General features: G+C 71.1%; 26 protein-coding genes. 11 read left to right on the top strand and 15 right to left on the bottom strand.

Annotation, left to right across the window (positions count from 1 at the left end; genetic code table 11):
• Nucleotides 1–50: 50 nt before the first annotated feature.
• Nucleotides 51–1,412, bottom strand: coding sequence for an LLM class flavin-dependent oxidoreductase (locus K6T50_RS06865; RefSeq protein ID WP_222608650.1), 1,362 nt, complete (start codon nt 1,410–1,412; stop codon nt 51–53).
• Between the two features lie 832 nt (nt 1,413–2,244).
• Here K6T50_RS06865 and K6T50_RS06860 point away from each other — a divergent pair.
• Complete coding sequence (locus K6T50_RS06860; RefSeq protein ID WP_222608649.1) at nt 2,245–3,267, top strand: N-acetyltransferase DgcN family protein; 1,023 nt, start codon at nt 2,245–2,247, stop codon at nt 3,265–3,267.
• A complete protein-coding gene (locus K6T50_RS06855; protein ID WP_222608648.1) occupies nt 3,267–4,343 on the top strand; it encodes a dipeptide epimerase in 1,077 nt (358 codons plus the stop codon). The genes K6T50_RS06860 and K6T50_RS06855 overlap by 1 nt, the downstream gene beginning before the upstream one ends.
• Before the next feature lie 83 nt (nt 4,344–4,426).
• Here the strand turns inward: K6T50_RS06855 and ahbB are convergent, their stop codons facing one another.
• Nucleotides 4,427–5,491, bottom strand: coding sequence for a siroheme decarboxylase subunit beta (ahbB, locus tag K6T50_RS06850; RefSeq protein ID WP_222608647.1), 1,065 nt, complete (start codon nt 5,489–5,491; stop codon nt 4,427–4,429).
• Nucleotides 5,492–5,595: 104 nt separating this feature from the next.
• On the opposite strand from ahbB, the gene K6T50_RS06845 reads away from it, so the two are divergent.
• Both K6T50_RS06845 and K6T50_RS06840 read left to right on the top strand, forming a co-directional pair.
• On the top strand, nt 5,596–6,705 hold the full coding sequence (locus K6T50_RS06845; RefSeq protein ID WP_222608646.1) for an anthranilate phosphoribosyltransferase: 1,110 nt from the start codon (nt 5,596–5,598) through the stop codon (nt 6,703–6,705).
• Nucleotides 6,706–6,797: 92 nt separating this feature from the next.
• On the top strand, nt 6,798–7,322 hold the full coding sequence (locus K6T50_RS06840; RefSeq protein WP_222608645.1) for a hypothetical protein: 525 nt from the start codon (nt 6,798–6,800) through the stop codon (nt 7,320–7,322).
• A 54-nt stretch (nt 7,323–7,376) separates the two neighbouring features.
• On the opposite strand, the gene K6T50_RS06835 is transcribed toward K6T50_RS06840, so the two are convergent.
• A complete protein-coding gene (locus K6T50_RS06835; RefSeq protein ID WP_222608644.1) occupies nt 7,377–8,447 on the bottom strand; it encodes a succinylglutamate desuccinylase/aspartoacylase family protein in 1,071 nt (356 codons plus the stop codon).
• A gap of 128 nt (nt 8,448–8,575) precedes the next feature.
• Here K6T50_RS06835 and K6T50_RS06830 point away from each other — a divergent pair, with 128 nt between their 5' ends.
• Nucleotides 8,576–9,127, top strand: coding sequence for a peptidylprolyl isomerase (locus tag K6T50_RS06830; RefSeq protein WP_222608643.1), 552 nt, complete (start codon nt 8,576–8,578; stop codon nt 9,125–9,127).
• 18 nt (nt 9,128–9,145) lie between these two features.
• Here K6T50_RS06830 and K6T50_RS06825 read toward each other — a convergent pair whose 3' ends face one another.
• The 7 genes from K6T50_RS06825 to K6T50_RS06795 all read right to left on the bottom strand — a co-directional run bounded on the left by K6T50_RS06825 (nt 9,146) and on the right by K6T50_RS06795 (nt 16,139).
• Nucleotides 9,146–10,438 (bottom strand): hypothetical protein, encoded by a 1,293-nt coding sequence (locus tag K6T50_RS06825; protein ID WP_222608642.1) that lies wholly within the window; start codon nt 10,436–10,438, stop codon nt 9,146–9,148.
• Between the two features lie 57 nt (nt 10,439–10,495).
• A complete protein-coding gene (gene trpG, locus K6T50_RS06820) occupies nt 10,496–11,089 on the bottom strand; it encodes an anthranilate synthase component II (protein WP_222608641.1) in 594 nt (197 codons plus the stop codon).
• On the bottom strand, nt 11,086–12,969 hold the full coding sequence (gene trpE / locus K6T50_RS06815; RefSeq protein ID WP_222608640.1) for an anthranilate synthase component I: 1,884 nt from the start codon (nt 12,967–12,969) through the stop codon (nt 11,086–11,088). The genes trpG and trpE overlap by 4 nt, the downstream gene beginning before the upstream one ends.
• Nucleotides 12,966–13,625, bottom strand: a complete 660-nt coding sequence (locus K6T50_RS06810; RefSeq protein ID WP_222608639.1) for a phosphoribosylanthranilate isomerase — start codon at nt 13,623–13,625, stop codon at nt 12,966–12,968. Before K6T50_RS06810 ends, trpE begins: the two co-directional genes overlap by 4 nt.
• Complete coding sequence (trpD, locus tag K6T50_RS06805; protein ID WP_222608638.1) at nt 13,625–14,623, bottom strand: anthranilate phosphoribosyltransferase; 999 nt, start codon at nt 14,621–14,623, stop codon at nt 13,625–13,627. The genes K6T50_RS06810 and trpD overlap by 1 nt, the downstream gene beginning before the upstream one ends.
• A 150-nt stretch (nt 14,624–14,773) precedes the next feature.
• Nucleotides 14,774–15,193 (bottom strand): DUF8113 family protein, encoded by a 420-nt coding sequence (locus K6T50_RS06800; RefSeq protein WP_225935383.1) that lies wholly within the window; start codon nt 15,191–15,193, stop codon nt 14,774–14,776.
• 55 nt (nt 15,194–15,248) lie between these two features.
• Complete coding sequence (locus K6T50_RS06795) at nt 15,249–16,139, bottom strand: Rieske (2Fe-2S) protein (protein WP_222608637.1); 891 nt, start codon at nt 16,137–16,139, stop codon at nt 15,249–15,251.
• Nucleotides 16,140–16,590: 451 nt separating this feature from the next.
• On the opposite strand from K6T50_RS06795, the gene ppc reads away from it, so the two are divergent.
• Complete coding sequence (gene ppc, locus K6T50_RS06790; RefSeq protein ID WP_222608636.1) at nt 16,591–19,293, top strand: phosphoenolpyruvate carboxylase; 2,703 nt, start codon at nt 16,591–16,593, stop codon at nt 19,291–19,293.
• Nucleotides 19,294–19,341: 48 nt separating this feature from the next.
• Here ppc and K6T50_RS06785 read toward each other — a convergent pair whose 3' ends face one another.
• Both K6T50_RS06785 and K6T50_RS06780 read right to left on the bottom strand, forming a co-directional pair.
• On the bottom strand, nt 19,342–19,581 hold the full coding sequence (locus K6T50_RS06785) for a hypothetical protein (RefSeq protein ID WP_222608635.1): 240 nt from the start codon (nt 19,579–19,581) through the stop codon (nt 19,342–19,344).
• Nucleotides 19,582–19,716: 135 nt separating this feature from the next.
• Entirely contained in the window at nt 19,717–20,523 is an 807-nt protein-coding gene (locus tag K6T50_RS06780; RefSeq protein WP_222608634.1) for an aldo/keto reductase, read from the bottom strand.
• Between the two features lie 196 nt (nt 20,524–20,719).
• Here K6T50_RS06780 and K6T50_RS06775 point away from each other — a divergent pair, with 196 nt between their 5' ends.
• From K6T50_RS06775 to K6T50_RS06765, 3 genes are all read left to right on the top strand, one after another.
• Entirely contained in the window at nt 20,720–21,094 is a 375-nt protein-coding gene (locus K6T50_RS06775; RefSeq protein WP_222608845.1) for a DUF5802 family protein, read from the top strand.
• Between the two features lie 137 nt (nt 21,095–21,231).
• The gene (locus K6T50_RS06770; RefSeq protein ID WP_222608633.1) at nt 21,232–22,143 is read left to right on the top strand and encodes a Vms1/Ankzf1 family peptidyl-tRNA hydrolase; all 912 of its coding nucleotides are present in this window, start codon (nt 21,232–21,234) and stop codon (nt 22,141–22,143) included.
• Nucleotides 22,144–22,337: 194 nt separating this feature from the next.
• On the top strand, nt 22,338–22,610 hold the full coding sequence (locus tag K6T50_RS06765; RefSeq protein ID WP_222608632.1) for a HalOD1 output domain-containing protein: 273 nt from the start codon (nt 22,338–22,340) through the stop codon (nt 22,608–22,610).
• Between the two features lie 208 nt (nt 22,611–22,818).
• On the opposite strand, the gene K6T50_RS06760 is transcribed toward K6T50_RS06765, so the two are convergent.
• Entirely contained in the window at nt 22,819–24,072 is a 1,254-nt protein-coding gene (locus K6T50_RS06760; RefSeq protein ID WP_222608631.1) for a carboxylate--amine ligase, read from the bottom strand.
• A gap of 192 nt (nt 24,073–24,264) precedes the next feature.
• Between K6T50_RS06760 and K6T50_RS06755 the strand changes: the two genes are divergently transcribed.
• Nucleotides 24,265–24,849 (top strand): DUF5813 family protein, encoded by a 585-nt coding sequence (locus tag K6T50_RS06755; protein ID WP_222608630.1) that lies wholly within the window; start codon nt 24,265–24,267, stop codon nt 24,847–24,849.
• Nucleotides 24,850–24,927: 78 nt separating this feature from the next.
• Here the strand turns inward: K6T50_RS06755 and K6T50_RS06750 are convergent, their stop codons facing one another.
• Together K6T50_RS06750 and K6T50_RS06745 are read right to left on the bottom strand one after the other, a co-directional pair.
• Nucleotides 24,928–25,158, bottom strand: coding sequence for an Lrp/AsnC family transcriptional regulator (locus tag K6T50_RS06750; RefSeq protein WP_222608629.1), 231 nt, complete (start codon nt 25,156–25,158; stop codon nt 24,928–24,930).
• Nucleotides 25,159–25,863, bottom strand: coding sequence for a potassium channel family protein (locus K6T50_RS06745; protein WP_222608628.1), 705 nt, complete (start codon nt 25,861–25,863; stop codon nt 25,159–25,161). It abuts the gene before it with no gap.
• An 82-nt stretch (nt 25,864–25,945) separates the two neighbouring features.
• On the opposite strand from K6T50_RS06745, the gene K6T50_RS06740 reads away from it, so the two are divergent.
• Entirely contained in the window at nt 25,946–26,182 is a 237-nt protein-coding gene (locus K6T50_RS06740; protein WP_222608627.1) for an Lrp/AsnC family transcriptional regulator, read from the top strand.
• The last annotated feature ends 23 nt before the right edge of the window (nt 26,183–26,205 follow it).

Raw genomic sequence — 26,205 nt, 5'->3', positions numbered from 1 at the left:
GCCTCGCGCCCCAGCGAGGCGATCCGCGATCGTTGCGACTTCCGCGCCGTTCATTTTAGCTCCTGCCGCGCGGGGTGGGTCGCCGACAGCCGGGGACCGTCGCCCAGCAGTCGCTCCCGGAGGGTCTCGCCGGGGGTCGGCTCCGCGAGCAGGTCGCGTGCGCGCAACTCGGGCACGAGGAGGTCGACAACGTCGTCGAGGCTCCCGGTGCGCAGCACCTCCTTCACGTTGAAGCCGTCGACGCCGACCTCCTCGTGCCAGTACTGCAGTTCGTCGGCCACCTGCTCGGGGGTGCCGACGACGACCGGCGAGGTGGTCCCGAGCCCGGAGAACTGCGCCACCTCGCGGACCGTCCACTCGCGGTCGGGGTCGGACTTCGTGAACGCGTTCATCGTCCCCTGGATCGCGTCGGTCTCGATGTGTTCGATCTTCTGATCCGGGTCGAGCTCGGAGAGGTCCATGTCGAGGAACCCCGACAGCAGCGCGAGCGTCGCCTCCACGTCGACCGTCTCCAGCAGGCGCTCGTACTTCGCCTCTGCCGCCTCCTCGGCCTCGGCGACGACGGGGACGACGCCCGGGAAGAACGCCAGCTCGTCGGGGTCGCGTCCGAGCGCGGCGGCCCGCTCGCGCAGGTCGTCCATGTACTCGCGGACGCCGCGCTCGGTCGGCTGCGAGCAGAACACCGCCTCCGAGTTGGCGGCGGCGAAGTCGCGTCCTCGGTCGGAGGAGCCCGCCTGGAAGATCACGGGCGTGCGCTGGGGCGACGGCTCGCAGCCGTGGGGGCCGGGCACGTCGAAGAACTCGCCCTCGTGGTCGATCTCGTGAACCCCCGCGGGGTCGGTGAAGACGCCCGACTCGCGGTCGCGGACGACGGCTTCGTCGTCCCACGACTCTTCCCACAGCGCGTAGCACACGTCCATGAACTCGTCGGCGCGGTCGTATCTGGTCCCCTTGTCCATGCGCTCGTCGAGCCCGAGGTTCGCCGCCGCCGATTCGAGGTAGGAGGTAACGACGTTGAACGCGACCCGGCCGTCGGTGAGGTGATCGAGCGTGGAGAGCTCCCGCGCCAACTGGTACGGGTGCGTGTAGGTCGTCGACTTCGTGACCGCGAAGCCGAGCGAGTCGGTCACCTCCGCCATCGCGGGCACGAGGTACCCGGGGTCGTTCGAGGGCGTCTGGACGGCGCGCTCGATGGCCGTCTCGCGGTCGCCGCCGTACACGTCGTAGATGCCGCGCACGTCGGCGAAGAACACCGCGGCGAAGCCGCCGCGCTCGGCGGTCCGAGCAACGTCGGTCCAGTACTCCCTGTCGGTGTACTCGGCAGAGCGATCCGCCGGGTGTTGCCAGGAGCCGGGGGAGACGTGCTCCACGGAGTTCATCGTGAAGAGGTTGAGGTGGATGCCGTCGCTCATTACGTGGTCTCTGGTTCGCGAGCCGGGTAAGGGGCGGTGAAATCGGCCGGCTGTGCCTGTATTCGGATCGTTCGGAGGGGTTTCCGCTGGCGTTGGTTGCGGTGTCGTCGTCGCTTCGACGGAGAACACGACCACGAAAGCCCCCGGCGTGCTCGCGGGCTGCGACTCGCTGCGCGCTTCACTCGCTCACTCCGTTCGCTCCTTGCAGTGCTAGCGTCGTCTCGCTCCGCGAGCACGCCGGCCCCTTTCAGTCCCACCCGACGGCACCGCAGCCTCACTTACGTCGGAGCAAGCTCCGACGAACTCACGTTCACTCCGTTCACGTGAGCCTCCCCAACCGACTCGTTCGTCGCTCGGCTCACGGCTCACTATGTTCGCCGTTCGCACCGAGGCCTCACTCCGTTCGACCTCGTCCCGCTCCTCACTCGCCCCTCGCGCGCACCCGGCCGACACGGAGGTCGGCCGGCGCGCGCCACCGCGGTTCGTGCACACCGAGCGAGGGGATCCATCGCTCGGCCCGTCCGACCGCCGGGCGGGACTGAAAGGGGCCGCGGCTATCGACGAACCTCGACGTTCACGAGAGCGGAGCTCTCGTGAGCCAATCAGAACGCTACGCGTTCTGATGACGACGCAAGCACGCGAGAGAGCGGAGCGACCGAGCGCGCGCAGCGAGTCGCGGGAGTCGAAAGCCGCGGGGGCTTTCGCGGTGGACACCACGGTCGTCGCTGTCGAAACTGTCGATCACCTGTACACACCGATCTCACAGTCGAAGTATCCGGCCGATCCGACCGCGTGAGTCCGATTTATCACCCACGCTCACGCACCTCCGCACATGTACGATCGCGTCGCCGTCCTCGCGCACGGGAAGTTCCCCGACCGCTCGAAGACCGCCAACGGCATCATCCGCTACGCCGACTACGAGGTCGCCGCCGTCCTCGACCGCGACCGACCCGGCGAGCGCGTCGCCGACCACCTCCCCGGCGTGGCCGACGCGCCCGTCGTCGCGTCCTTCGCGGACGTGCCCGACGACGTGGACGCGCTCGTCATCGGGATCGCGCCGATCGGCGGCGGCTTCGACGAGTCGTGGCGGCCGGACGTGGAGGCGGCCATCGAGGCCGGCTGCGACGTGGTCTCGGGGCTCCACTACTTCCTGAACGACGACGACGACCTCGCCGCGCTGGCGGCCGAACACGGCGTCGAGCTGTGGGACGTGCGGCGCCCGGACCGCGACATCGGCGTCGCCGAGGGGCGATCGGACGAGGTCGACGCCGACGTGGTGCTCACCGTCGGCACCGACTGCTCGGTCGGCAAGATGACCGCGACGATGGAGATCGTCGACGCCGCGAGGGAGGTCGGCATCGACGCCTGCGTGATCCCGACGGGCCAGACGGGGATCATGATCGAGGGCTGGGGCAACCCCGTCGACCGCGTCGTCTCGGACTTCACCGCCGGCGCCGTCGAGGAGATGATCCTGGAGAAGGGCGACGACCACGACCTGCTCGTCGTCGAGGGGCAGGGGAGCATCGTCCACCCCGCCTACTCGGCGGTCACCTGCGGCATCCTCCACGGCGCGATGGCGGACGAACTCGTCATGTGCCACGCCGCCGGCCGGGAGGCGATCCACGGCTACGAGTCGTTCGACCTCCCGCCGCTGCCGGAGTACGTCGACCTCTACGAGTCGCTCGCGGCGCCCGTCCACGGGACCGAGGTCGTCGCCGGCGCGCTCAACACCGCCGACCTCGACGACGACGCGGCCGCCGAGGCCGCCGTCGAGGAGTTCGCCGCCGGGATCGACGCGCCCGCGACGGACCTGATCCGCTTCGGCGCCGAGGAGGTCGTGGAGGCGATCCGCTGATGTCGGCCACCTCGTCGACGCTTACCGCGTCCTTCGAGCGCGTCTCCCTGCCGCTGGAACACGACTTCACCATCTCGCGGGGCACCACCACCGCCGCCGAGAACGTGATCGTCTGGATCGAGGACGAGGGCGGGATGGTCGGCGTCGGCGCCGCCGCGCCGTCGAGCCACTACGGCGAGACGGCCGACACCGTCGTGGCCGTGCTCCCGGATCTGCTCGCCGAGGTCGAGACCGTCGGCGACCCCCACGCGCTCGCGGAGATCGAGGAGCGCATGGAGGCCGTGGTCGCCGACAACCCTGCCGCCCGCTGTGGCGTCTCCATCGCGCTGCACGATCTGGCCGCGAAACGCCTCGGCGTCCCGCTGTATCGCCTGTGGGGGCTGAACCCCGCGGACGCCCCTACGTCGTCGTACACGATCGGCATCGACGACACCGACGTGATGCGCGAGAAGACCGCCGCCGCCGTCGAGTCGGGGTACTCCACCCTCAAGCTGAAACTGGGCACCGACCGCGACCGCGAGGTCGTCGAGGCGGTGCGCGAGGAGGCGCCCGAGGCGACGCTACGCGTCGACGCCAACGAGGCGTGGACCCCGCGCGAGACCGCCCGAAAGAGCGAGTGGCTCGCCGATCTGGGCGTCGAGTTCATCGAACAGCCCATCCCCGCGGAGAACCCGGCGGGCCTGAAGGACGCCTCCGAACGCTCCGTGCTCCCGATCGCCGCCGACGAGTCGTGCGTCACGCTCGCGGACATCCCACGGATCGCCGACCGCTGCGACATCGCGAACCTGAAGCTGATGAAGTGCGGCGGCCTGCTGGAGGCGAAACGGATGGTCCACGCCGCCCGCGCGCACGGCCTCGACGTCATGCTCGGCTGCATGGTCGAGTCGAATGCCGCCATCGCCGCCGGCTGTCACCTCGGACCGCTGCTCGACTACGCGGATCTGGACGGCAGCCTGCTGCTCGCGGACGGGGCGGACCCGTTCGAGGGCGTTCCGATGCCGGAGGGGAGGATCGATCTGGAGGGGTTCGACCGCGCGGGGACCGGGGCGGTTGAGGGGGGCGAGGGCGGGCGATAGCGAGCCTTCGTTGCGATCGGCGAACGGTGTGAGCCGCGAGCGAGCGAGAGCGCGACGGCGACCGGGTCGTCCGCCGGCCGCGACTACTCCCCGACCAACTCCTCGTACTGCGCGCCGGTCTGCTTCAGCGTCGCCGTCGAGTAGAGGCGCTCGTGGTCGAACGGGAGGTAGTCGTCGGCCAACTCGTCGATCTTCGCGTCGACGGCCTCCGCCTCCCGGCCGTGGACCATCGTGAAGAGGTTGTACGGCCAGTCCTGGTCGGGCCGGCGCGGTCGGTGGTAACAGAGGGTGACGTACGGGAGCTCCCCCACCCGCTCCCCGAGCTCGTCCAGCCGGTCGTCGGGCACGTCCCACACGACCATGCAGTTGTTCCGGAAGCCGGTGACGATGTGGTTCACGACGCAGCCGATCCGTTTGATGCAGCCGTCCGCCAGCAGGCGCTCGATCGCCGCGAGCACGTTCTCCACGTCGGCGCCGACGGCGTCGGCGACGTCGCGATACGGCGTCGCGCTGAGTGGAAAGCCGTCCTGGATCTCGACCAGGAGCGCCCGGTCCAGCGCGGAGAGGTCGCCGGTCGCGCTCTCGGAGATCCGGGTCGCCGCGGCGTCCGTCGAGTCGAGCGACTCCCTGGCGAACGCGTCGTCGTTCCACACCGGGAACTCCAGGTCGATGTAGTAGTCCGTCAGCATCGGGAGGTTCAGCACCGAACAGCCGGTGCGCTCCTCGATCTCCGCGAGGATCCGGTCGCGGGTCTCGCGGCTGGCGGCGGTGACGACGAACCACTGGTTCCACTCGTGGTCGCGGCGGTAGTTGTGGTTCACCTGCCGGTAGCCGTTGATCACCTCCGCGACCTCCTCGAAGCGGTCCTCGGGGGCCGAGACGGCCGCCAGCGTCGACGAGCCGATCACCGGCGGGTTGAGCACCGCGCCGAAGCGGCGGAAGACGCCCCGATCGCGGAGCCGTTTCACCCGGTCGAGCGCCTCCCCCTCGTCGATACCGAGGTCGTCGGCGACGACCCCGAACGGGCGCTCGGCGACGGGGAAGCCGCTCTGGTAGTCGTCGATCAGCCGCGCGTCCACGTCGTCGAGGCCGGCGCGCCAGTCGTCGGTCGCGTCCGCGTCCGCGCCATCGCCCTCGGCGCTACTCATTGGCCGTCGTAGGGACCGGCGGCACCTACCGGTTTCGCTCGTCGCCGAGCCCGCCCCCTCGGGTAACCGGGTGGTTTTTGCGGCGAACGCCCGTTCGATCGGACATGGCGAAGGCGACCACCGAGGCGGACGAGGAATTCGGCGAGTGGCCGCTCAAGCGGCTGATGACCGAGGTGTGCGGCTCCGGCCCGAAGTCGGCCGACGACATGACCCGCGCGCAGGCGAGCGAGGCGATGCGCCGGATCTTCGCGGGCGAACCGGACCACACCACGCTGGGCGCGTTCTGGCTGGCGAACCGCTGGAAGCGCAACAACCCCGAGGAGCTGGCGGCGTACGTCGACGAGATGTGCGCGCGCGTCGAGTACGCCGAGCCCGAGGTCGACCCCGTCGACTGCGGCGCCAACTACGACGGCAAGGGTGACACCGCGATCCTCGGGGCTGCCGCGGGCATCGTCGCCGCCGGCGCCGGTACACCCGTCGTCGTCCACTCGGGCGACCGCGTGCCGACCCAGAAGCAGGACGCGTACAAGCACGTCCTCGACGAACTCGGGATCGCGACCGAGCTGACGCCGCGTGACTCCGCCGAGATGGTCGACGAGACCGGCTTCGGCTTCTACTACCAGCCGGCGTTCAACCCCGCGGTCGACGACCTGTTCGAGCGCCGTGACATGATGGGGGTGCGCTCGTTCGTCAACACGATCGAGACGCTCGCGAACCCCGCGGGCGCCTCCACCCACCTCGGCTCGTTCTACCACCTCGCGTTCGCGAAGAAGGTGGTCGACACGTTCGTCGAGAGCGAGTTCCACGACCTCGGCCGCGTCATCATGTTCCAGGGCATGGAGGGGTACGACGACATCCGGCCCGGGTACACGAAAGTAGCTGAATGGAACGCGGGAGGCGACGCGGACGGCGAGGGCGGCAGCGAGAGCGATTCCTTCACCGACTTCGAGATCGAGACGGCCGAGTACGGCATGGACTTCGAGGAGGCCGACCTGGAGGTCGACGACGTGGCCGTCGACTCCGCGACGCTCACCGAGGCGGTCGTCGCCGGCGAGCGCGACGACCACTGGCGCGACGCCGTCGCGCTCAACGCCGCCTTCCGGATCTACGCCGGCGGCGACGCCGATAGCATCGAGGAAGGGCTCGATCTCGCCCACGAGGCGATCGACGACGGCGCCGCGGCGGCGGTGTTGGTGGACCTGCGCGACTTCTGAGAGGCGCCCACGAACGAGCCGCGTCCGCGGTTCTCACCGCTGAGACCCGGCGCACGAGGTTTATTACCGGTCGCGCGCGCCGTCCACGCAGCATGGCCGTGGGACCGGCGAGCCTGTACCAGCTGTTCTTCCTCGCGGCCAGCGCCGTGGTCGTCCTGCTCGCGCTCTCGACGTACGTACTCGGCAGACTGATCGGCCACGACCGCGCGTTGGGCGCGATGCTCGCCCTCGTCGCCGTCTTCACCGGTACCGGCGCGGGGTTCGGGCTGCCCGCCGACGCCGCCACGCTCCCGCTCGCGCTCGGGTTCGCGTTCCTCTACGTCCCGGTCGGCGTCGGCGGCCTGCTCGCGAAGGCCGTCTCGGTGGCGCCGTGGCGCGAGGTGTGTCGCCTCCTCATCGGCGGCTGGATGGCCGCGCTCGTCGTCGCGCTCGTCACGCAGGCCGCCGGCGCGTCGCTGCCGGCGCTCATCGGCTGGACGCCCGGACTGCTCGGGGTCGAGTGGTACGTCGGGTTCCTCGGGTACATGGCGTTGCTCGGCGTCGTCGCCGGGGGCTTCACGCTCGTCCTGTTGAGGCGGGGGGACGGCGAGGCGGCGCCCGTCGCCGCCGGCGGGTGAGTCGCCCCCGTCGGGGGCGAGCGAGCCGCTCCCGTCGCCGGCGCGACGATCGCCTCACTCGATCTCGCGTTCCTCGTCGTCGAGCCGGATCGCGATGCCGACGAGCGTCTGGCCCGCGGTGACGGTCGCCTCGCGGGCGACCGAGTAGACGACGCCCGAGCGGTCGGCGGTCGCCTCCTGGCGCACCTCGTAGGTCGTCGGGTCGTACACCTCGCCGACGTACTTCCCCTCGACGACCTCGTCGCCGACGGCGACGTCGGCGGCCGCGCGGAACAGCCCCGACTCGCCGGCGGTGACCCGTCCGAGGTGGTTGCGCGCGCGGGTGCCGTCCCACTCCGGGACGCCCCCGTCGTCATCCAGCACGCCCGCGTGGCGGAGCGCGCGCTCGGTCCCCTCGACGCCGGCCTCGATCGCGTCGTCGACGAGTTCCTTGTTGTGCGCGAGTTCGGGCGTGATCGAGGGGATCCCCTCCCGGGTCGCCGCGACGCGGAGCTTCCCGCCGAAGTTTCGGCTGTCCCACTCCTCGTCGGCGTCCTCGCCGGCCGACTCCGCCAGCAGGAGGTCCGTCCCGAACGCCTCCGCGAGCCGGCGACAGTCGTCGTCGCCCCGGAGGTACACTGTGTGCGTGAGCATGTCGCGGCTCCCGGTGTGGAGGTCGACGATGTAGTCCGCCTCGCCGGCGTACCCCCACAGCGTCGCCGCCATGCGCTCGTGGAGGGTGCCGTCGGCGTCGCCGGGCCAACAGCGGTTCATGTTCGGGTTCACCGAGTCGTACGCCTCCGGCGTCGTGTACGAGACCGTGTCGAAGGTAAGCGGGTCCGCGACGGGAACGACGTGGACCGTCCCGGCGATGTCGGCGGCGACGAGGTCGTCGTGAAGCTGCCGGCACACCGCGGCGCCGTTGATCTCGCGGCCGTGCTGGGCCGCCTGCACGTAGACGGTCGGGGTATCGTTCGAATCGTCGTCGCCCGTGCCGCCGTTCGAGTCGTTGCTGTCGGCGTCGCCCGCGCCGTTGTCCGCGCCGTCACCGCCCGACACGGGCGTGTACGTGTGGACGGTTGTCTCGATGGCGACGCCCGAGGGGAGGCGTGCGAGCGTGAGGCGCTCGGCTTCGTGGTCGGCCATGGCGGCCCTTCCGCGGCCGGCGGCTTGTAGCTGTGGCCCGGTGCCCGGTTGACGACGGGCGGACGGCGGGCGACCCGGCCGACGGCGAAGCCGAACGACTTTCCCCCCTCCGCGGTCTGGAGGGTTGTATGAGCGACGACCTGCCGCACGTCACGCTGCACACGACCCACGGCGACATCGAGATCGAGCTGTACGCCGACCGCGCGCCCCGGACGGTCGAGAACTTCCTCAACCTCGCGGAGCACGACCCCGCCGCCAGCGACGAGCCCGGCGTCGAGACGACGACCTGGGAGGACCCCGAGTCCGGCGAGATCCGCGGCGACTCGCTGTACGAGGGCGTCGTCTTCCACCGGATCATCTCCGACTTCATGATCCAGGGCGGCGACCCCACCGGCACCGGCCGCGAGGGCCCCGGCTACGAGTTCGACGACGAGTTCCACGACGACCTCACCCACAGCGGCGCCGGGATCCTCTCGATGGCGAACTCCGGCCCGAACACCAACGGCTCGCAGTTCTTCATCACGCTCGACGCCCAGCCCCATCTCGACGGCCGCCACGCCGTCTTCGGCGAGGTCGTCGACGGGATGGACGTGGTCGAGGAGATCGGCTCGGTGCCGACCGGCCGCAACGACGAGCCCCGCGATGACGTGAAGATCGAGCGCGTCACCGTCGACCGATAAGACGGCCGCCCGCCCGACTCACTCCCGCGCGAGGAACCGCTCGAATATCTGCGGATACTCCTTCAACTTCATCCGCGCGATCAACGCGTAGCAGTAGGCGTCGACGCGGTCGCGCCACAGGGGCCGTTGGTAGCTCCCGGCGAACCCGACCTCGGCCACGTCGATGTCCTCGCCGGCGCGCGCCGTCAGGATCGACAACAGCGGCGGCGGCGAGTCGCCGACGACCCGCCGGAAGCGCCGCATCGCCGCGCGCTTCTCGCGGATGACGTGGCCCGAGTCGAACGACCGCGGGCCGTCCGGCTCCATCACGAGCGCGTCGACCGCGCGGTCGTGCGCGCGCCGTTGTGCGAGCGCCTGCCCGGCCTCGACGGCGTTCACGAGCCCCAGATCCTCGTCCCAGTCGGCGACGAGGTAGTCCGTGTCGTAACACCACATCGAGAGCTTCCAGCGGGCCGTGTGGTAGGGCCCGGGGCCGTGGTCGTCCTCGATCGACTCGATCTCCTCGCGGAGTTCGCCCCGGTCCGGGAACTCGTCGATCGCTTCACGGAACCGCGTGTCGAGCCGCTCGATCCGGTCGGCCCACGGCTCGCCGTCGTCGCCGAGGAGTTCCTCGATCTGTTCGCGGTAGTGCTCGGCGTCGCGGACGCGCAGGACAGCCAGGCGGTTGCCGGCGTGGATCGACGCGATCTCGTCGGCGTCGTATCCACGGTCGCGGTCCGGGTCGGGCTCGTGGGCGTCGAGCCGAACGAGCCGGATCCGTCGCTCGATCTCGTGGTACCAGCCGAGGTCGCGGCCGGGTTCTGCGACCGGATAGTCGTCGATCCCGTCGAGGATCCGGTCCGCTCGCTCCCGGATCGCCGTGCCTCGCTCGGCGAGCTGTTCGGGGTCGGCCTCGGGGCGGTCGAGTCGCGCGAGCGCGAACCCCACGTCCTCGGCGGCGAACCCCATCCCGCCGGTGGCGTAGAACGTCGCCTCCCGGTAGCGCCCCTCCTCGAGGTACTCCCGGGCGTCCTCCAGCCAGCCGCCGTCGCCGGTGAACCGTTCGTCGGTGTCGAGTTCGTCCCACAGGTCGCGGCCGCGCTCGACCTCCGCCGCGAGTCGATCGACGGCGTCGCGCGCGTGCGCCTCGCTCACGGGCGGGTGCCAGCGGTGGTCGGTCGGGTCCGGGAGCCACTTCGAGGCCCGATCGGTAACGGGATCGGGGAGAGCGGTCGGTTCGGTCGCGCCGACGCCGACGGTGGCGCCCGCGAGCGCGAGCCCGGCGCCGGCGAGGAGGCCGCGCCTGCTCGGGGAGGGGAGGTCGGGGACCATACGCGTTCGGTGCTCGTCCCCGGCTGAAATGTCTTGTCGTGCGTCGGGTCGCCCGGCTCAGACGCCGCGCAGGAAGTTCTCGATCACGTCGTGGCCGACGGCCGTCAGCACCGACTCGGGGTGGAACTGCACCGCCTCGATGGGGTGCTCGCGGTGGCGCACGCCCATCACCAGCTCCTCCCCGTCGTGGTCTGTCGTCGCCGTGACGGCGAAGCAGTCGGGCACCTCGGTGGCGATCAGCGAGTGGTAGCGACCCGCCCGGAAGCCCTGCGCCAGCCCGGCGAACACGCCCGCGCCGTCGTGGTCGACGGGGAACGCTTTCCCGTGGACCGGCTCGGGCGCGTGGCCGACGCTGCCCCCGTACTCGTACACCGCGGCCTCCAGGCCGAGACAGACGCCCAGCGTCGGCACCTCGGGCGACAGCTCGCGGAGGACGGGCGCGGAGACGCCCACGTCCCGGTCGTTCTTCGGGTGGCCCGGTCCCGGCGAGATGAGGAGCGCGTCGGGGTCGGTGTCGCGCACCTCCGCCAGCGTCGCGGCGTTCTTCAGCACCGTGATCTCGGGCGTCTCGCCGTCGATCCGGAGGTCGGAGACGTACTCCACGAGGTTGTACGTGAACGAGTCGTAGTTGTCGACGACGGTGACGTTCACCGGTCCACCTCCGGGGTGTCCGTCGAGGTCTCCGTCGGCTGCTCACCCTCGTCCTCGGTCCCGTCGCCGTCGTCGTCTCGCGGCTCCGCCGCTCGGCCGTCCGCGGCGTGGTTCGAGACGCTTTGCGTCTCGTCATCACGAGAGCCTTCGGCTCTCGAACGACTTCGCGCCGCGCGCTCGACCCGGATCCGGTCGACGGCGTCGAGCACGCCGGCCATCTTCTGCTCGGTCTCCTCGTACTCGCTGGCCGGGTCCGAGTCGGCGACGACGCCGGCGCCCGCGCGGACGGTCAGGCGGTCGGGGCCGACCCCGCCGTCTCGCGGCTCCGTCGCTCGACTTCCCGTGCCGCTTCGCGGCACGCCGTGTTCCACCGTCGCCGTCCGGATCACGATCGCGAAGTCGGCGTCGCCGGTCCACGAGTAGTAGCCGACGCCGCCGCCGTACACCCCCCGCGGCTCCAGCTCCAGCTCGTCGATCAGCTCCATCGCCCGCACCTTCGGCGCGCCGGTGAGGGTGCCCGCGGGGAACGTCGCCCGCGTCGCGTCGAAGGCGTCCGCGTCGGCCGCGACCGTCCCAGTCACGGTCGACTCGATGTGCTGGACGTGGCTGTACTTCAGGACGTTCATGAACTCCTCGACGCGGACGCTCCCCGCCTCGCTCACGCGGCGAACGTCGTTGCGCGCCAGGTCCACGAGCATCGTGTGCTCGGCGCGCTCCTTGCCGTCAGCCAACAACTCGCCCGCCAGCTTCCGGTCCTCGACGGGCGAGGTCCCCCGCCGGATCGTGCCCGCGATGGGGTTGGAGACGACGCGGTCGCCGTCGACGGAGACGAGCGTCTCCGGGGACGCGCCGATCACCGAGCGGTCGCCGTGGCGCAGCAGGTACATGTACGGCGAGGGGTTCACCGCCCGAAGCGACTCGTACAGGCCGAGGTCGTCCACCTCGCCCTCCAGCGTCCGCGTGCGGGAGATCACGCCCTGGTACACCTCGCCGTCGAGGACGGCCTCCTTCGTCTCGCGGACGGCGTCCTCGTACTCCTCGCGCGGGCCGGCCGTCTCGCGGTCGACGCGGACGCCGCCCGTCGCGGGCGCCTCGGCGTTCCGGAGGGTCGACGCCACATCGGCCGCCTCGTCGGCCAGGCGGTCGTACACCGCGCCGGGGTCGTCGTCGCCGACGATCGGCGTGAACACGAGCGAGACGCTCCCCTCGCGGTCGTCGAACGCGAGCGTTCTGGTGGTGAGCACGAACTCGGCGTCCGGCACGACGGGGTCGGGGCGGTCGACGCCGACCTCCCCGAGCCACAGGTCGTACACCGCGTCGTACGCGAGGAAACCGACGAGCCCGCCGTCGAGCGTCTGGCGGTCGTTGTCCGGGAAGCCCACGCGGTCGAGGTCGGGCAGGGCGGCGCGCACGCGGTCGACGGTGTCGCCGGCGGCGGGGCCGCGAACGTCGACGTAGTCGGCGGCCGGTCCCAGCCGCTGAAGGTCGGTGCCGTCGGGGCCGACCGCGATCACCGCCTCGGGGTCGTAGCCGACGAACGAGTAGCGCGCGTGGCGCTCGGCGGTGCCGTCGGTGCCGCCGTCGCTCCTCGCGTCGCCGCCGTCGCTTCCGGTGCCGGCGCGGCCGCGCGAACTCGGCGCGAACGCGCCGTCGGGGTCGCTGGAGGCGACCTTCTCGGCGCTCTCCAGCAGGAACGAGTGGTTCGAGCGATCCGCGAGCGCCGCGTAGGCGGTCAGCGGCTCCACGTCGACGCCCAACTCGGCGGTCGCGTGGACGACGCACGGGCCGTCGCAGTCGGTCGACTCGACCAGGTCGACGAACGCCTCGCGGGAGCGCGAGAGGTGAACGCCGGGCTCGCTCTGCTCGCCCTCGCGGGTCACTCGTACACCTCCTCGGCCTCGCCGAGCGCGCGCCCGGCGTTGCGGACGAACCGCGAGACGGCCGCGTGGTCCTTCGCGCCGGGCGAGCGCTCGACGCCGCTGGCGACGTCGACGGCGAACGGCTCGACGGTCGCGGCCGCGTCGGCGACGTTCTCGGGGGTCAGGCCGCCCGCCAGTACGACCGGGGAGACGAGCTCTCGGCGCAGGTCGGCCGCGGCCGTCCAGTCGCCCGTTTCCCCGGTGCCGCCGCCGCCGTCCTCGTCGGTCGAGTCGACCAGCAGCGCGTCCGCTGCCTCGTCCAGCTTCCGCGCGCGGTCGGGCTCGTCGTAGTCGACCACCGGGACGACCTTCGTCTCGGTCTCCGCGCGGATGTAGCCGATCTCCTCGGGCGAAAACTCGCCGTGGAGCTGGACCACGTCCGGCGTCACGGTCCGGACGGCGTCGACGGCGTCCCCGGCGGTCTCGGGCATCGTGACGAGCACCGTCGTGAGCAGCGGCGGCGCCATCGACAGCAGGTCCGCCGCCTGCGCGAGGTCGACCTCGCGGGGCGTGTCGACCGACACCTCGGAGATGACGCCGACGGCGTCGGCGCCGGCGTCGGCGACCGCGCGGAGGTCGGCGCCGTTGGTGACGCCGCAGATCTTCACGCGGACCATCAGCTCCGGAGCGCCTCGAACGTCGCGGCGGCGTCGCCCTCGTCGATGGCGTTCGCCGCCACCTCGGTTCCCTCCTCGATCGAGTCGGCGAGGCCGGCGACGTAGATCGCGGCGCCCGCGTTCGCGAGGATCACGTCGCGCTTCGGGCCGGTCACGTCGCCGCGGACGATCCCCGTCAGGTCCTCGGCGTTCTCCTCGGGGGTGCCGCCGGCGATGTCGGCGACGGGGGCGCGGTCGAGGCCGATGTCCTCGGGGGTGAGGGTGAACTCGGTGACCTCGTCGCCGTCGACCTCGGCGACCGTCGTCGGACCGTGGAGCCCGATCTCGTCGGCGCCGTCGCCGTGGACGACGAGCGCGCGCTCGACGGGCATGTGCGTGAGCGACTCGGCGATGACCGGGACGAGATCCGGGTCGTACACGCCGAGCACCTGCGCGTCGGCGCCCGCGGGGTTGGTGAGCGGCCCGAGGACGTTGAAGATCGTCCGCATCCCGAGCTCTTGGCGCGGGCCGATGACGGCCTTCATCGCGGGGTGGAACACCGTCGCGAGCATGAAGCCGATGCCGTCGCGCTCGATGGCGTCCTCGACGGCCGGCGGCTCGGCGTCGACCTCGACGCCCGCAACCTCCAGCACGTCCGCCGAGCCCGACGACGAGGAGACGGAGTAGTTGCCGTGCTTGGCGACGGTGACGCCCGCCCCGGCGGCGACGATCGCCGACGTGGTCGAGACGTTGATCGTGTCGTAGTCGTCGCCGCCGGTGCCGCAGGTGTCGACGAGCGGGCCGGCGTCGGGCTCGATCGTCCGCGCGGCCTCGCGCATCCCCTGTGCGAACCCGGCGATCTCGGCCTCCGTCTCGCCTTTCGCGCGCAACCCCGCGAGCAACGCGCCGATCTGCGCCTCGGTCGCCCCCTCGAACACTGCCGTCGACGCCTCGCGGGCCGCCGCGACGCTCAGGTCCTCCCCCTCCGTCACGCGCTCGATGTGATCTTGTATACTCATTGTGAACCACCGTTGTCGGTGTTGGTTGTACGATGTACGAATGTGTGCATCGCAATAAGGCTGTCGCGGGCGGCGGACACGTGGGCGTCGCTGGCGTGTGTGGCGGTCGAGCGCGGCTGTCGGTCTCGAACACGGACCGTCGGTCGCGACCTACTCCGCGTCGTCGCCGTCGCGGTCGCCGTCGCCGTCATCGTCGCGGACGGCGGTCGGGTCCGTCGGGAACTCCTCGACCTCGTTCGCGAGGCTGGCGGCGTCGCCGGCGACCGTCTCGACGTCGACGCCGGCCTCGTTCGCGACCGTGCGGAGGTGAGAGGCCAACAGCGCCAGCGTCTCCAGTCCCGCCTGCTCGCCCTCGCTGCGGCGGGCGGTCGTGGTGTCCACGCGGTCGCCGCGGACCACGCCGACGTGGAGCGCGGTGAGGTCGTCGGCGTCCTCGAGGAGGGCGCGAGCGGCCGCCAGTTCGCGCTCGAACGTCCGGTCCGCGGGCGCGTCGCTGTCGGACGCGTCCCCGTCGGGGTCGTCGCTGTCGGGGTCGTCGCCGTCGGTCGCGTCGGGGGTGTCGTCGCTCACGGGCGGGTCGTCGCGGGGGGCGAGGAAAAGCGGTCGGGTGCGGGTCGGCGCGCGTCTACTCGTCGGGGCGCGGGCGCGCGGTGAACAGCGTCGGGACGATGCTGAACGGCTCATACACCGACTGGTGGCACGGGCAGTACACCTCGTTGGCCGCGTTGAACTTCGTGCCGCCCTCGGCCTTGAAGCCGGGCACGCAACAGAAGTGGGTGCACTTGTTGAGCCACGCGATGACGCCCTGGGAGGTCGACGCCTGGAGCCACTGCTGGACGTCCGAGGTAACGGTGTACGGCTCGTCCTGGTCCGGGGCGGGCGCCTGCCCGTTCTCCGCGAGCTGCTCGATGATCGTCGACCGGAGGACGTTCACCGGGATCGTGTCCTCGGTGTCCTGGGAACGCCAGTTGGCGGTGCCGGGCTTGCCGATGCCGGCGACGCCGACCCCGTTGCCCCACGTCTCGTAGTCGTCGAACATGCTGATGTTGAGGGCGGTGCCGGCCTCGATGTCGTTTTGCCACTCGAAGCCGGGGGCGCTGCCGACGTAGAACACGTTGTCCGACTCGTAGGTCGGCTGGATCCCCTCGTACGTCTCGACGCCGCAGTACTGGAACCACTCCGTGGAGTACGTCTTGCCGCCCAGATCCATCTCGGCGACGTTGATCGTCTGGCCCTGCACCGTCTCCTGGCTCACCTCCGGCCAGACGCCCTGGATCGTCCCGTCGCTTTGGATCTCGATGGGGACCTGCGGCATGCCGCGCGGCGCCGGGCCCGCGGTGTTCTCGATCGCCATCGCCTCGGTGGCCCCCCCGCCGCGCCCCGGGGAGGTGGTGAGGCTGTTGACGGCAGCCGACCCGGTGGCCCCGACGCCCGCGAGGGCCGCTCCGCCAACGACGCCCTTGACGAACCGGCGACGGCCGGACTCGCCGGGGTACTTGTCGTCGTCTGCGCTCATAGCTCCCTCTCGGGAGGCGCCACGCAAAAGCCTGACGAAAGGGTGAACCCGGGCGTCTCCCGTCGATTCTGTCGCGCGTCGACCGGGGGAAACACGCTCGCGTCCACCGGGTAAAACACCCTCCCCGTCGACACGCCGTCGCTCCGCCGCCGCGATTCCGTTCCGGTTCGGTTCCGAACGGAGCCGTCCGGAGCGCTCCACATCCCTCATAGCGAGCTTCTTGTCGCGTCCACCGAACCGTTCTGTTGGCGACCGCGTCACCACGACCCGAGTCGCCGGTTCCGTGTCCATCCCCGTCGGGCGGTACAGCCACGCCCGTCGGGATCGAATCGCGTGCCATCGAGCGGCGCGCCGGCCGACCGCCAATTCTATTTACTCGATCGTGAAGGAATTTCACGCAATATTGCCCCCTATCGGGAGGGTTGTCCCTCACCCTCGTGCATGTGAGTGTATGTCATTCGATGCGCGGGATGTCGGTCGCGACATCCGCGAGCTGGCCGCGCTGCTGGGAGAGGTGCTCGAGCGGCAGACGTCGAGGGAGGCGTTCGACACCGTCGAGGAGGTCCGTCGCGCCTCCATCGACTACCGCCGTGGCGACGCCCCGTCGCGCGACCCGGTTCGCGAGCGGCTGTCGGGGCTGGACCCGGAGACGACCCGCACGGTCGCGCGGGCGTACGCGGCGTACTTCGAACTCGTCAACGTCGCCGAGGAGCGCGAACGCGTCCGGGCGGTCCGCCGGGGCCGCGCGGAGGGCGATCTGGGCGACGGCCTCGACCGCACCGCCGAGGCGCTCGCCGAGGTCGACGCCGACACCGCCCAGCAGGTACTGGAGGACGTCCGCGTCGTCCCGACGTTCACCGCTCACCCGACGGAGGCGCGCCGGAAGACGGTGAAGGCGAAGCTCCGACGGGTCGCGGAGATCCTCCGTGACCTGGACGAACGCCGCCTCACCGACGGCGAGTTCGACGAGTTGGACCGCGATCTGGAGTCGGAGGTCGAGACGCTGTGGTCGACGCGGCAGGTCCGCCCGCGGCGACCCACCCCGACCGACGAGGCGCGCGACGTGCGCTGGTACCTGGAGAACACGCTGTTCGACGTGGCCGCCGAGGCCGAGGCCGCGCTGACCGACCGCGTGGTCGAGGCGCACCCGGACCTGGACGCCAGCGACGCGGCCGACGCGGCCGGCACCCTCGACTTTCGCTCGTGGGCCGGCTCCGACCGCGACGGCAACCCGTTCGTCACGCCCGAGGTGACGAGCGAGACGCTGGAGTCCCAGCGCGAGGCGGTACTCGACCGCTACGTCGACGCCCTGACCGACGTGCTGGGCGCGCTCAGCCAGGAGGGCGAGCGCCTCGACCACACCGACGAGTTCCAGGCGCGCGTCGCCGCCGACCGCGAGGCGGTGCCGGCGGTCGCCGACGACGCCGACGAGCGCTACCCCGAGGAGCCGTACCGCCGCGCCGTCACCGTCGTCCGCGCCCGCGTCGAGCGCGTCGACGATCTCCGTCCCGGCGGCTACGACGACCCCGACGACCTCGTCGCCTCGTTGCGGGCGCTGGCGGGCGACCTGCGCGCGAACGGCCACGAGACGACCGCCGCAGAGCGCGTCGACCCGCTGGTTCGGCGCGTCGAGACGTTCGGCTTCTCGCTGGCGGCGCTGGACCTGCGCGACCATCAGGAGAACCACACCGAGACGGTCACGGACGTGCTCGCGCGCGAGGGACTCGACTACGGGGCGATGGACGAGGACGAGCGCGTCGCCGTCCTCACGGAGTCGGTCGTCGACGACGCCGTCGGGAGCCTCGACCCCGGCGAGGAGTTCTCCGAGACCAGCGAGCGCGTCTGCGACCGGTTCCGCGCGTTGGCCGACTGGCACCGCGAGTACGGCGAGGAGGCGATCGACGCCTACTGCATCTCGATGACCGAGGAGCCCTCCCACGTGCTGGAGGTGCTGTACCTCGCGGACCTCGCCGGCGTCGTCGACCTCCCGGACCACTGCGGGCTCGACGTGGTGCCGCTGCTGGAGACGGCCTCGGCGCTCGCGAACGCCCGCGACATCTTCGACACGCTCGTCAACAACGACGCGTACGGCGCCGCGCTGGAGGAGCGAGGGAACCTCCAGGAGGTGATGCTCGGCTATTCCGACTCCAACAAGGAGAACGGCCCGCTGGCGGCGGCGTGGGACCTCCAGCAGAACGCCCGCCGGCTGGCGGAGGTCGCCGACGATCTGGGCGTCGAGCTGCGGCTGTTCCACGGCCGCGGCGGCTCCATCTCCCGCGGCGGCGGCCCGATGAACGAGGCGATGCTCGCGTTGCCGCCGGAGACCGCGACCGGCGAGATCAAGTTCACCGAGCAGGGCGAGGCCATCGCCGAGAAGTTCGCCAACCCTCGGGTCGCCGAGCGCGAGTTGGAACAGATGCTCGACGCGCAGGTTCGCGCCCGCCTGCGCGCGCTGCAGGGAACCGCGCCCGACGTGCGTGAGGAGTGGGAGGCGGCGATGGACGCCGCCGGCGAGGGCGCCCGGGACGCCTACCAGGACCTGCTGGAGACCGACGGCTTCGTCGAGTTCTTCGAGACGGCGACGCCGATCACCGTGATCGAGGACCTCAACATGGGGTCGCGGCCGGCCTCGCGGTCGGGCGAGCGGACGGTCGAGGACCTGCGCGCGATCCCGTGGGTGTTCTCGTGGACTCAGAGCCGCGCCATCCTCCCCGGTTGGTTCTCGACCGCCTCCGGACTGGACACCTACCTGGAGGACGGCGGCGACCTCGATACCCTCCGGGAGATGTACGAGGAGTGGCCGTTCTTCCGGACGACGGTCGACCACGTCGCGCTGTCGCTGGCGCGCACGGAGCTGGAGATCGCCGCCGAGTACGCCGACCTCGCGCCCGAGCACCTCCGCGAGGAGTTCTTCCCGCGCATCGAGGCGGAGTACGAGCGCGCGGTCGAGCTGGTCCGGGAGATCACCGGCAACGACGAGCTGGTCCGCCGCGAGTGGCTCGACGAGAGCCTTCAGCGCCGCAACCCCTACGTGGACCCGCTGAACCTCCTGCAGGTGGACCTGCTCTCGCGAACCCACCTGACCGAGGCGGAGGAACGCGCGCTCCGCCTGACGGTGAAGGGGATCGCGGCCGGGATGAAGAACACCGGATAACGATCCCCGACCGCGCAGTTCGGTCGATTCATCGCCGTCGACTGCCGCTCACCGACCCAGCACGCGCAGCGCCGTGCGAACCGCATCGCCGCCGAACAGCGTGACCGCCGCGGCGACGACGACCACGGACAGCGCCGTCCAGAGGGTCCCCGGCGGCGGCTCGACGGTCGCGAACCGCACGAGCGCTCCGCCGAGCACCGCGAACACCACCGCGACCGCCAACACCTGCCGGGACGCCGGCCCGACGGGATCGTCGCGTTCGTCGTCTCCGTTGGAGGTTTCTCGCATCGTATCCGACCGATGCCCCCGCTCGGGGTTAACTATCGGCCTTGTCCGGAGTGAAAGTAAAACGCGCGAACGGACGGACCGTGCTGCGTCGACGACAGGGGTCGATGACGGATGTAGAGCGGTCGGGGCGGCGGCTCAGGCGTCGACCCGGTTCCAGGGCGCCTCCTCGAAGTCGACGATGCGGTGTTCCTCGGAGAGGCCGTCGATAGTCGCGACCTCCTCGTCGGTCAGCTCCAGCTCCGTCGCCGCGAGGTTGTCGCGGATGTGCGCCTCGCTCGTCGCCTTCGGGATCGCGGCGAGCTCGTCGTGGGCGAGCAGCCACGCGATCGACACCTGCGCGGGCGTGGCGTCGTGGGCCTCCGCGATCTCGACGATCTCGTCGATGTCGGCGACCTGATTGCGCGCGATCGGACAGTAGGCGACCAGCCAGTGGCCGTCCTCGCGGGCGTACTCGCGAAGCTCCTCCTGTTGGAGCATCGGGTGACACTCGACCTGGTGGGCGAAGAGATCCACGTCGAGGTGTTCACGCGCCACGTCGAGTTGATCCGGTCGGAAGTTCGAGAGGCCGACGCGGTCGACGGTGCCCTCGGCGACGAGGTCGTTCAGCGCGCGGGCCGTCTCCTCGGCGTCGTAGCTGTTGATCGGCCAGTGGACGTACAGCAGGTCGATGGCGTCGACGCCGAGGCGCGCGGCGGACTCGTGGGCGGTGTCGTAGGCGTCGTCGTAGCTCAGGTTCTCCGTCCGGAGCTTCGTCGCGACGAAGAGGTCCTCGGGGTCGGCGCCGGCGGCCTCGATCCCCTCGCGGACGAGCGCCTCGTTCTGGTAGCCCTGCGCCGTGTCGATCGCGTCGTAGCCGGCCTCGACGGCCGTCCGGACGCTCTCGACGCACTGCGGGCCGGTGAGCTGGTACGTGCCGAGACCGAACCGCTGGAAGTCGGACATACCCGACGCTTCGGGGCGGCGCCCCTCAAGGCGTCGGTGTCGGCGGGCGCCGCCGGGGCGTGAGCGGGCCGCCGTCGCCGTCCTCGGAGCCGTCCGATTTTCGCCCGACGAGAATCGGGGTCCTCGGAATGCGGTCCGACTTAATGGTTCGTGCTAACGTTTATCACTCTGAACGACCGCGTATCGGATGTACCGCATGTTCGAACGGTTCTCACACGGCTACTACCTGGGCGAACTGTACGTGCAGCCCAGCGACAGCGACAGCGCGGCGGCGATCAAGCGGGCGGATCACGAGCGCGTGAACGAACAGCTGTATGCGGACGAGGAGGGGATCACCCGACTCGACAACCCGCTCGTGATGAAGGTCGGGACGAAGCACTTCCCCGTCGTCGGCGACGAGGACGTCCCCTCTGGGACGCTCGCGCTCCCGGAAGCCGCGGTGCCGGAGGACCTCAAGTTCCGCCTGCCGGGCCGCAGCGAGGTGTTCCTCGCGAACGCCGAGCGCGCCGGCGACCTGCTCCGCTTCACCGGGTGGGAGGGAGACACCGGAGACCCCGCGGAGTACGCCTGAGCGGGGTCGCGGGCGACGCGTCCGCCGACGGGCACCGACGAGTAGCGACGCGAACCGGCACCAGCGACGGCAACCGGCACCCGCGTCGCCGGCCGATCCCCGTACCGTTTTTGCCCCGGGGGCTCGCCGACTGGCGTATGATCGATCGACTCCTCGGCAGGAGGCGCCTGAAGGAGCGCATCGCCGAGCTGGAGGGGGAACGCGACGACGCCGTCGCGCACATGGAGGCCGAGGAGGAGCGGCGCGCCGAGGCCGCCCGGAAGCGTCAGGAGGCCGAAAAGCGGGTCAACGAGCTGGAAACGCGGATCACGGAGCTTGAGGACCGCCTGGAGCGCGCCCAGCAGCGGGAGGCCGACGCCGACGCGAGCGTCGACTTCCGCGACATCGAGACGCTGCGGCCCGACCGCCGCGACGAGGTGCTCTCGCGCCTGCGGAGCGTGGAGACCGGCCCGGAGGGGGCGCTGTCGGCGTTCGTCGCCGACGACGGCGACGTGCCCGACGCGGTGTCGGCGGCGCTCGGCGAACGCGCGTCGCTGGCGCACCGGGCGGCCCCGACGCTCGTGTACGCCGACGACGCCGGGCTGGTGTCGTGCGCGCTCGCGCCGGCGCTGGACCCGGAGCCCTTCTGCGAGTGGTCGGCGGGCTTTCGGGTCGAGGAGGAGTGGTTCCGGCCGACGGGGCGGTTCGCGTTCGGGCTGGCGCGTTCGGACACCTTCGCGGTCGGCGTGTACGAGGGCGACGAGCGCGTCGACCTGGAGACGGTCCGGACGGACGTGATGGACGAGCACGACAAGGGCGGCTTCTCGCAGGCGCGCTACGAGCGCCTCCGCGAGGAGCAGATCGACGAGCATCTGGAGGAGTGTGAGGCGGCGCTGTCGGCGTTGCCGGCGGATCTGGACCGCGTGGTGCTGGTCGGCGAGTCGGGGATCGTGAAGCGGCTGGCGGAGCACGCGGATCACACCGCGGGTAGCGACGCGACCGGGAAGCCGGAGGCGGCGTTGGAGGAGGCGTTCTCGGAGTTCTGGACGGCGCGGCTGCGGCTGATCTGACGCGCGTCGTCCACGGTTCCGACCGTCGACCGGATCCGTCGGATCGCCCGGTGTTCAGGAAACGTCGATTGCCTATCGCTTCGGGGGGAACTGGCCGTCGCGTGGCTGAATGTGGCGATCGATCCGATGCAGTCCGGCGATCGGTCGACTCTACCGCAGCCATGCCTATTACTCCGGGTACTGAACTCCCTCGCATGACCGACGACTCCGAGTCTCAGATCATCCATCGCGAACTCGACACGGACGTGGAGAACCCGGGGGCGGAGATCGCCGGGATCGTCCAGGAGATCGAGGGGAAGGAGGCGACCGACCTGTCGACCATCTACGAGTGCGTCGACGGCGTGCTCGATCACGTCTTCTCCACGCCGCCGTCGCCGCGAGCACAGATGCAGGTCGAGTTCACCTACGAGTCGTACCGGATCACCGTCCATCAGGACGGCGAGGCGACGTTCCTGAAGACGGACTGACCCGCGTCACCGACCGATCGGCGGAATCGATCCGCGGTCCCGTTTCGGATCTCGCCCGCCGTAACCGCACCGCAGCCACGACCTCCCCAGCCGATTCGCTCACCCGGGCGCGGCGACGCCGCGCCCGGGTCGCTTATCCCTCGCGCGCATCCGGCGGACACTGAGGTCCGCCGGCACGCGCCACCGCGGAGTCACCGTCTTCGCGGCCTCAACAGGAGCAGTAGTACTCCCGGTCGGTGAACTCCCCGGTCAGGTACTTCACCGCGGGGGCGGGGTCGCTCGGGCGGTAGATCCCGGTCGTCAGGTCGCCCTCGCGCTCGAAGTCGCCGGAGACGAGGCTCGCCCAGTCGTCCTCGGAGAGCACGTCCCAGAACGCCGCGTCGGTGAGACACCGCTGGACGTAGTCCGGGAGGTACACCCACCGCGCGTCGCGGGGCCCGCCGCCGGCCGCGTCGGCCTCGTACTCGACGCCGTCGACGGCGTCGGCGTAGGCGGCCATCGGGAGGTTCGCGCCGGCGGCGACGGGCATCGAGATCCACTTCCACGGCCGCGTGTTCACGTCGAGCAGGACGTACTGTGCGCGGTCGGCGTCGTAGACGAACTCCGATTCGCTGATGCCGTGATACCCGGTCTCCTCCAGCACCGCGAGGGCGTGCTCGCGGACGGACGGCTCCTCCACGCGCTCGACTAGACAGGAGGTGCCGAACTCGGGGTACCGCACCGCGGCGTTGCCGACGACCGCGAGGGGGTCGCGGTCGGCCGACTCGGGCGGCATGTAGCTCGCGAGCGAGGTGTCCCGGCCCGCCTCGGTGTTCACCTTCTCCTGGGCGAGCACGGTCGCGTCGTGCTCGCGGGCCCCCGCGACGACCTCCTCGAACTCCCCGCGGTCGGCGACCTCGATGACGTTCGTCCCGAACGCCTCCTCGAACTTCCGCTTGTGCGCGGGCTTGACGACGAACGGGAACGCCAGCGTCTCGACGATCTCGTCGATCCCGTGTTCGCCGACCTCGTACGTCTCGGGGTACGGGACCCCGAGGTCCTCACACAGCGCGTAGAGGTTCGCCTTGTCGAGCACGCGCTCGACGCCGGCGAGATCCGAGAACGGCAGGCGGACGCCCGCGGGCTCGGTCTCGGCGAACCCGCGGACCCACTCGTCCATACAGGCGAACGCGACCGGCTCGAACTCGAGGGCGTCGGCGACGCGCTCCACGTCCGCTCGGAAGCCGTCGGCGTCGTCCAGCGGGTAGGTGACCTGCCCGGCGTAGTCGACGGCGTCGGAGGGCGGCGCGAGCCCCGAGTCGGTGCGATCCAGCGCGATCACGGGCACGCCGTGGGCCGAGAGCGCGCGGGCGACGCTCACGCCGGTGATGTGCGCGTTGGCGACGAGCGCGGGCGGGCGGTCGAAGTCGGCGTCCGACAGCGCCGCGACGAGCCCGTCGGTGTCGTGGAAGGTGTCGGCCATGCATCGGCGTTCGGTTCGGCGGGCTAAAGCCCCCGGTTCGCCGGCGTCGACTGCCGCCGATGGCGACGGCCGTGGTGCAGCCGGCGCGCGCTACGGCCGAGGCGATGATCGGCCGGCGTCGACGCGCTCGCGGGAGCGCGTCTGCGTCCCGCGAGCGCGCCGTTTATCCGACCGCCGACCCTCTCGACGGGCATGAGCGATACCGACGATACCGCCCGCGCCGACGCCGACAGCGCGGACGCCGACACCGACGCCGACGGCGTCGACGACAACGCCCTCCCCGGACGCGTCCGCCGCGCCGCCCGAGACCACGACGCCGTCGACGCGGACGCCCCCGACGGAACGCTCGCGATCACGTCAACGCCGTTCGACGCCGCGCTCGCCGTCGCGGAGGCCGAGGACGGCCGCGTCGAGTTCGACGTGACGGTGTCCGTGCCGACCCTCTCGGCCGTCGCCGAGGACGACGTGGCGGCCGTCGTCGAGGACGGCTGGCTCGACACCTTCGAGCGCCGGATCGCGGCCGTCGGCGACGTGACCGCCGCCGGCCACGATCTGGACCCGACGGTCGAGCGCCGCGGCGACGAGGTGGCCGTCGCCGAGTCGATCCGGGACGTGAACGAGCGCCGCGGACTGAACGACGCGGTCGCGATCGTCGACTTCGTCGAGGGGACGTACGTCCAGGGCGTGATCCCGGGCTACGAGTACGGCGAACCGGTGACGGGGCTCATCGGACGCGCGCGCGCAGCCGGCGGCGACGAGGGAAGCGGCGCGTTCTGAGACGGAACCGAGGAGGGCGGCGAACCGAGGTCGCCCCGTGTCCGGGTCTCAGTCTCGGTTCGGGTCCCGGTTCGGCGTTCAGCTCATCGCGATGTACGTCCGCGTGTCCTCGACGCCCGAGATCCCCTGGATCCCGTCGGCGGCGACGCGCTTCACCTCGGTCGGGTCCGCCACGTCGACCTTGACGACGAAGTCCATGTCGCCGGCGACGATGTGCGCCTCGGTGACGCCGTCGAGCTCGCGGATCGACTCGCGGATGCGGTCGGCGTCGCCGGAGGCGGCCTTCACCATCACGTACGCGACGACCATTCAGGCACCTCCCCCCGTTCTCGCGGCCGACGCGAGCGTCTCTCCTGCGTCGTCGCCGACGAGCAGCTGGCGCACGTCGTCGAGCACGCCGAAGTCCGCGAGGACGGCGACCCGGTCGCCCTCCTCCAGCGAGTCGTCGGGCAGCGGGATCCCCATCGGCTCGCCGCGCTTGCCGAACGCCAACAGCCGCGCGTTGGCGGGGAGCTCGACCTCCGAGAGCGTGTACCCGCGCATCGGCGACTCCTCGGTGATCGTGACCAACAGCACCTGGAGGTGCTCGGCGATGTCGGCGATCGCGCGGATGTTCCCGCCCAGCAGCGCGTTCTTCGCCCCGATGGCGCCCAGCCGCTCGGGGTAGATGATCTCGTCGACCTCGTCGGCGTACTTCTGGTAGATCTCCTCGCGGTAGTCCTCGTCGATGCGCATCACGGTCCGGCAGCCGTGGTGCTTGGCGATCATGCACGCCGCGAAGTTGACGTTCAGATCGCCGGTCAGCGCGCCGACGGCGTCCGCGCGCTCGACGGCCGCCTTCGCCAACACCTCCTCGCGGGCGCCGTCGCCCTCGACGACGCTGAAGCCGTCGGCCCGGGCTCGGTCCGCCCGATCCGCGTCGCGCTCGACGATGGTCACGTCGTGGCCCTCCTCGCGGAGCACCCGCGCGGTGCGCAGTCCGACGCGACCCGATCCGATGACGATGAAACGCATGTGCCACTGATTGTCATGGGAGACTATAACGCTACCTCCGGCGTGCAGGAAGGTTTTTGACTGTGGTAGATGTTGACACACTATGGTTCACGCGTTCGTGATGGTGAAGGTGAGCGGGGACGCGGACACCGGGGGCGTCGCCGACACGGTCTCGGGGATCGAGACCGTGACGGAGGCGCACGTCGTCGCCGGCGACTTCGACGTGGTCGCGGAGGTCGACGCGCCCGACATGTACACCGTGCTCGACACCGTCGCCGACGCGGTCCGCGGCGTCGACGGCGTCACCGACACGCGGACGTACGTGTCGATGACGGAGTAGCGACGAACTCCGGCGGACGAAGC

Source organism: Halobaculum magnesiiphilum (genome assembly GCF_019823105.1).
Classification (GTDB): domain Archaea; phylum Halobacteriota; class Halobacteria; order Halobacteriales; family Haloferacaceae; genus Halobaculum; species Halobaculum magnesiiphilum.
The sequence above is the reverse complement of the archived record's forward strand: the minus strand, read 5'-3'. Positions and strand labels throughout refer to the sequence as shown.

Coding starts and splice junctions, on each gene's coding strand:
- K6T50_RS06775 (WP_222608845.1), top strand. CDS start 20,720: ATGTTCGAACGGTTCTCACACGGCTACTACCTGGGCGAACTGTACGTG.
- K6T50_RS06860 (WP_222608649.1), top strand. CDS start 2,245: ATGTACGATCGCGTCGCCGTCCTCGCGCACGGGAAGTTCCCCGACCGC.
- K6T50_RS06780 (WP_222608634.1), bottom strand. CDS start 20,523: ATGTCCGACTTCCAGCGGTTCGGTCTCGGCACGTACCAGCTCACCGGC.
- K6T50_RS06865 (WP_222608650.1), bottom strand. CDS start 1,412: ATGAGCGACGGCATCCACCTCAACCTCTTCACGATGAACTCCGTGGAG.
- K6T50_RS06760 (WP_222608631.1), bottom strand. CDS start 24,072: ATGGCCGACACCTTCCACGACACCGACGGGCTCGTCGCGGCGCTGTCG.
- ahbB (WP_222608647.1), bottom strand. CDS start 5,491: ATGAGTAGCGCCGAGGGCGATGGCGCGGACGCGGACGCGACCGACGAC.
- K6T50_RS06770 (WP_222608633.1), top strand. CDS start 21,232: ATGATCGATCGACTCCTCGGCAGGAGGCGCCTGAAGGAGCGCATCGCC.
- K6T50_RS06795 (WP_222608637.1), bottom strand. CDS start 16,139: ATGAGCGCAGACGACGACAAGTACCCCGGCGAGTCCGGCCGTCGCCGG.
- trpD (WP_222608638.1), bottom strand. CDS start 14,623: ATGAGTATACAAGATCACATCGAGCGCGTGACGGAGGGGGAGGACCTG.
- K6T50_RS06765 (WP_222608632.1), top strand. CDS start 22,338: ATGACCGACGACTCCGAGTCTCAGATCATCCATCGCGAACTCGACACG.
- K6T50_RS06840 (WP_222608645.1), top strand. CDS start 6,798: ATGGCCGTGGGACCGGCGAGCCTGTACCAGCTGTTCTTCCTCGCGGCC.
- K6T50_RS06785 (WP_222608635.1), bottom strand. CDS start 19,581: ATGCGAGAAACCTCCAACGGAGACGACGAACGCGACGATCCCGTCGGG.
- K6T50_RS06745 (WP_222608628.1), bottom strand. CDS start 25,863: ATGCGTTTCATCGTCATCGGATCGGGTCGCGTCGGACTGCGCACCGCG.
- K6T50_RS06755 (WP_222608630.1), top strand. CDS start 24,265: ATGAGCGATACCGACGATACCGCCCGCGCCGACGCCGACAGCGCGGAC.
- ppc (WP_222608636.1), top strand. CDS start 16,591: ATGTCATTCGATGCGCGGGATGTCGGTCGCGACATCCGCGAGCTGGCC.
- K6T50_RS06835 (WP_222608644.1), bottom strand. CDS start 8,447: ATGGCCGACCACGAAGCCGAGCGCCTCACGCTCGCACGCCTCCCCTCG.
- K6T50_RS06825 (WP_222608642.1), bottom strand. CDS start 10,438: ATGGTCCCCGACCTCCCCTCCCCGAGCAGGCGCGGCCTCCTCGCCGGC.
- K6T50_RS06750 (WP_222608629.1), bottom strand. CDS start 25,158: ATGGTCGTCGCGTACGTGATGGTGAAGGCCGCCTCCGGCGACGCCGAC.
- K6T50_RS06810 (WP_222608639.1), bottom strand. CDS start 13,625: ATGGTCCGCGTGAAGATCTGCGGCGTCACCAACGGCGCCGACCTCCGC.
- K6T50_RS06855 (WP_222608648.1), top strand. CDS start 3,267: ATGTCGGCCACCTCGTCGACGCTTACCGCGTCCTTCGAGCGCGTCTCC.
- K6T50_RS06830 (WP_222608643.1), top strand. CDS start 8,576: ATGAGCGACGACCTGCCGCACGTCACGCTGCACACGACCCACGGCGAC.
- K6T50_RS06845 (WP_222608646.1), top strand. CDS start 5,596: ATGGCGAAGGCGACCACCGAGGCGGACGAGGAATTCGGCGAGTGGCCG.
- K6T50_RS06740 (WP_222608627.1), top strand. CDS start 25,946: ATGGTTCACGCGTTCGTGATGGTGAAGGTGAGCGGGGACGCGGACACC.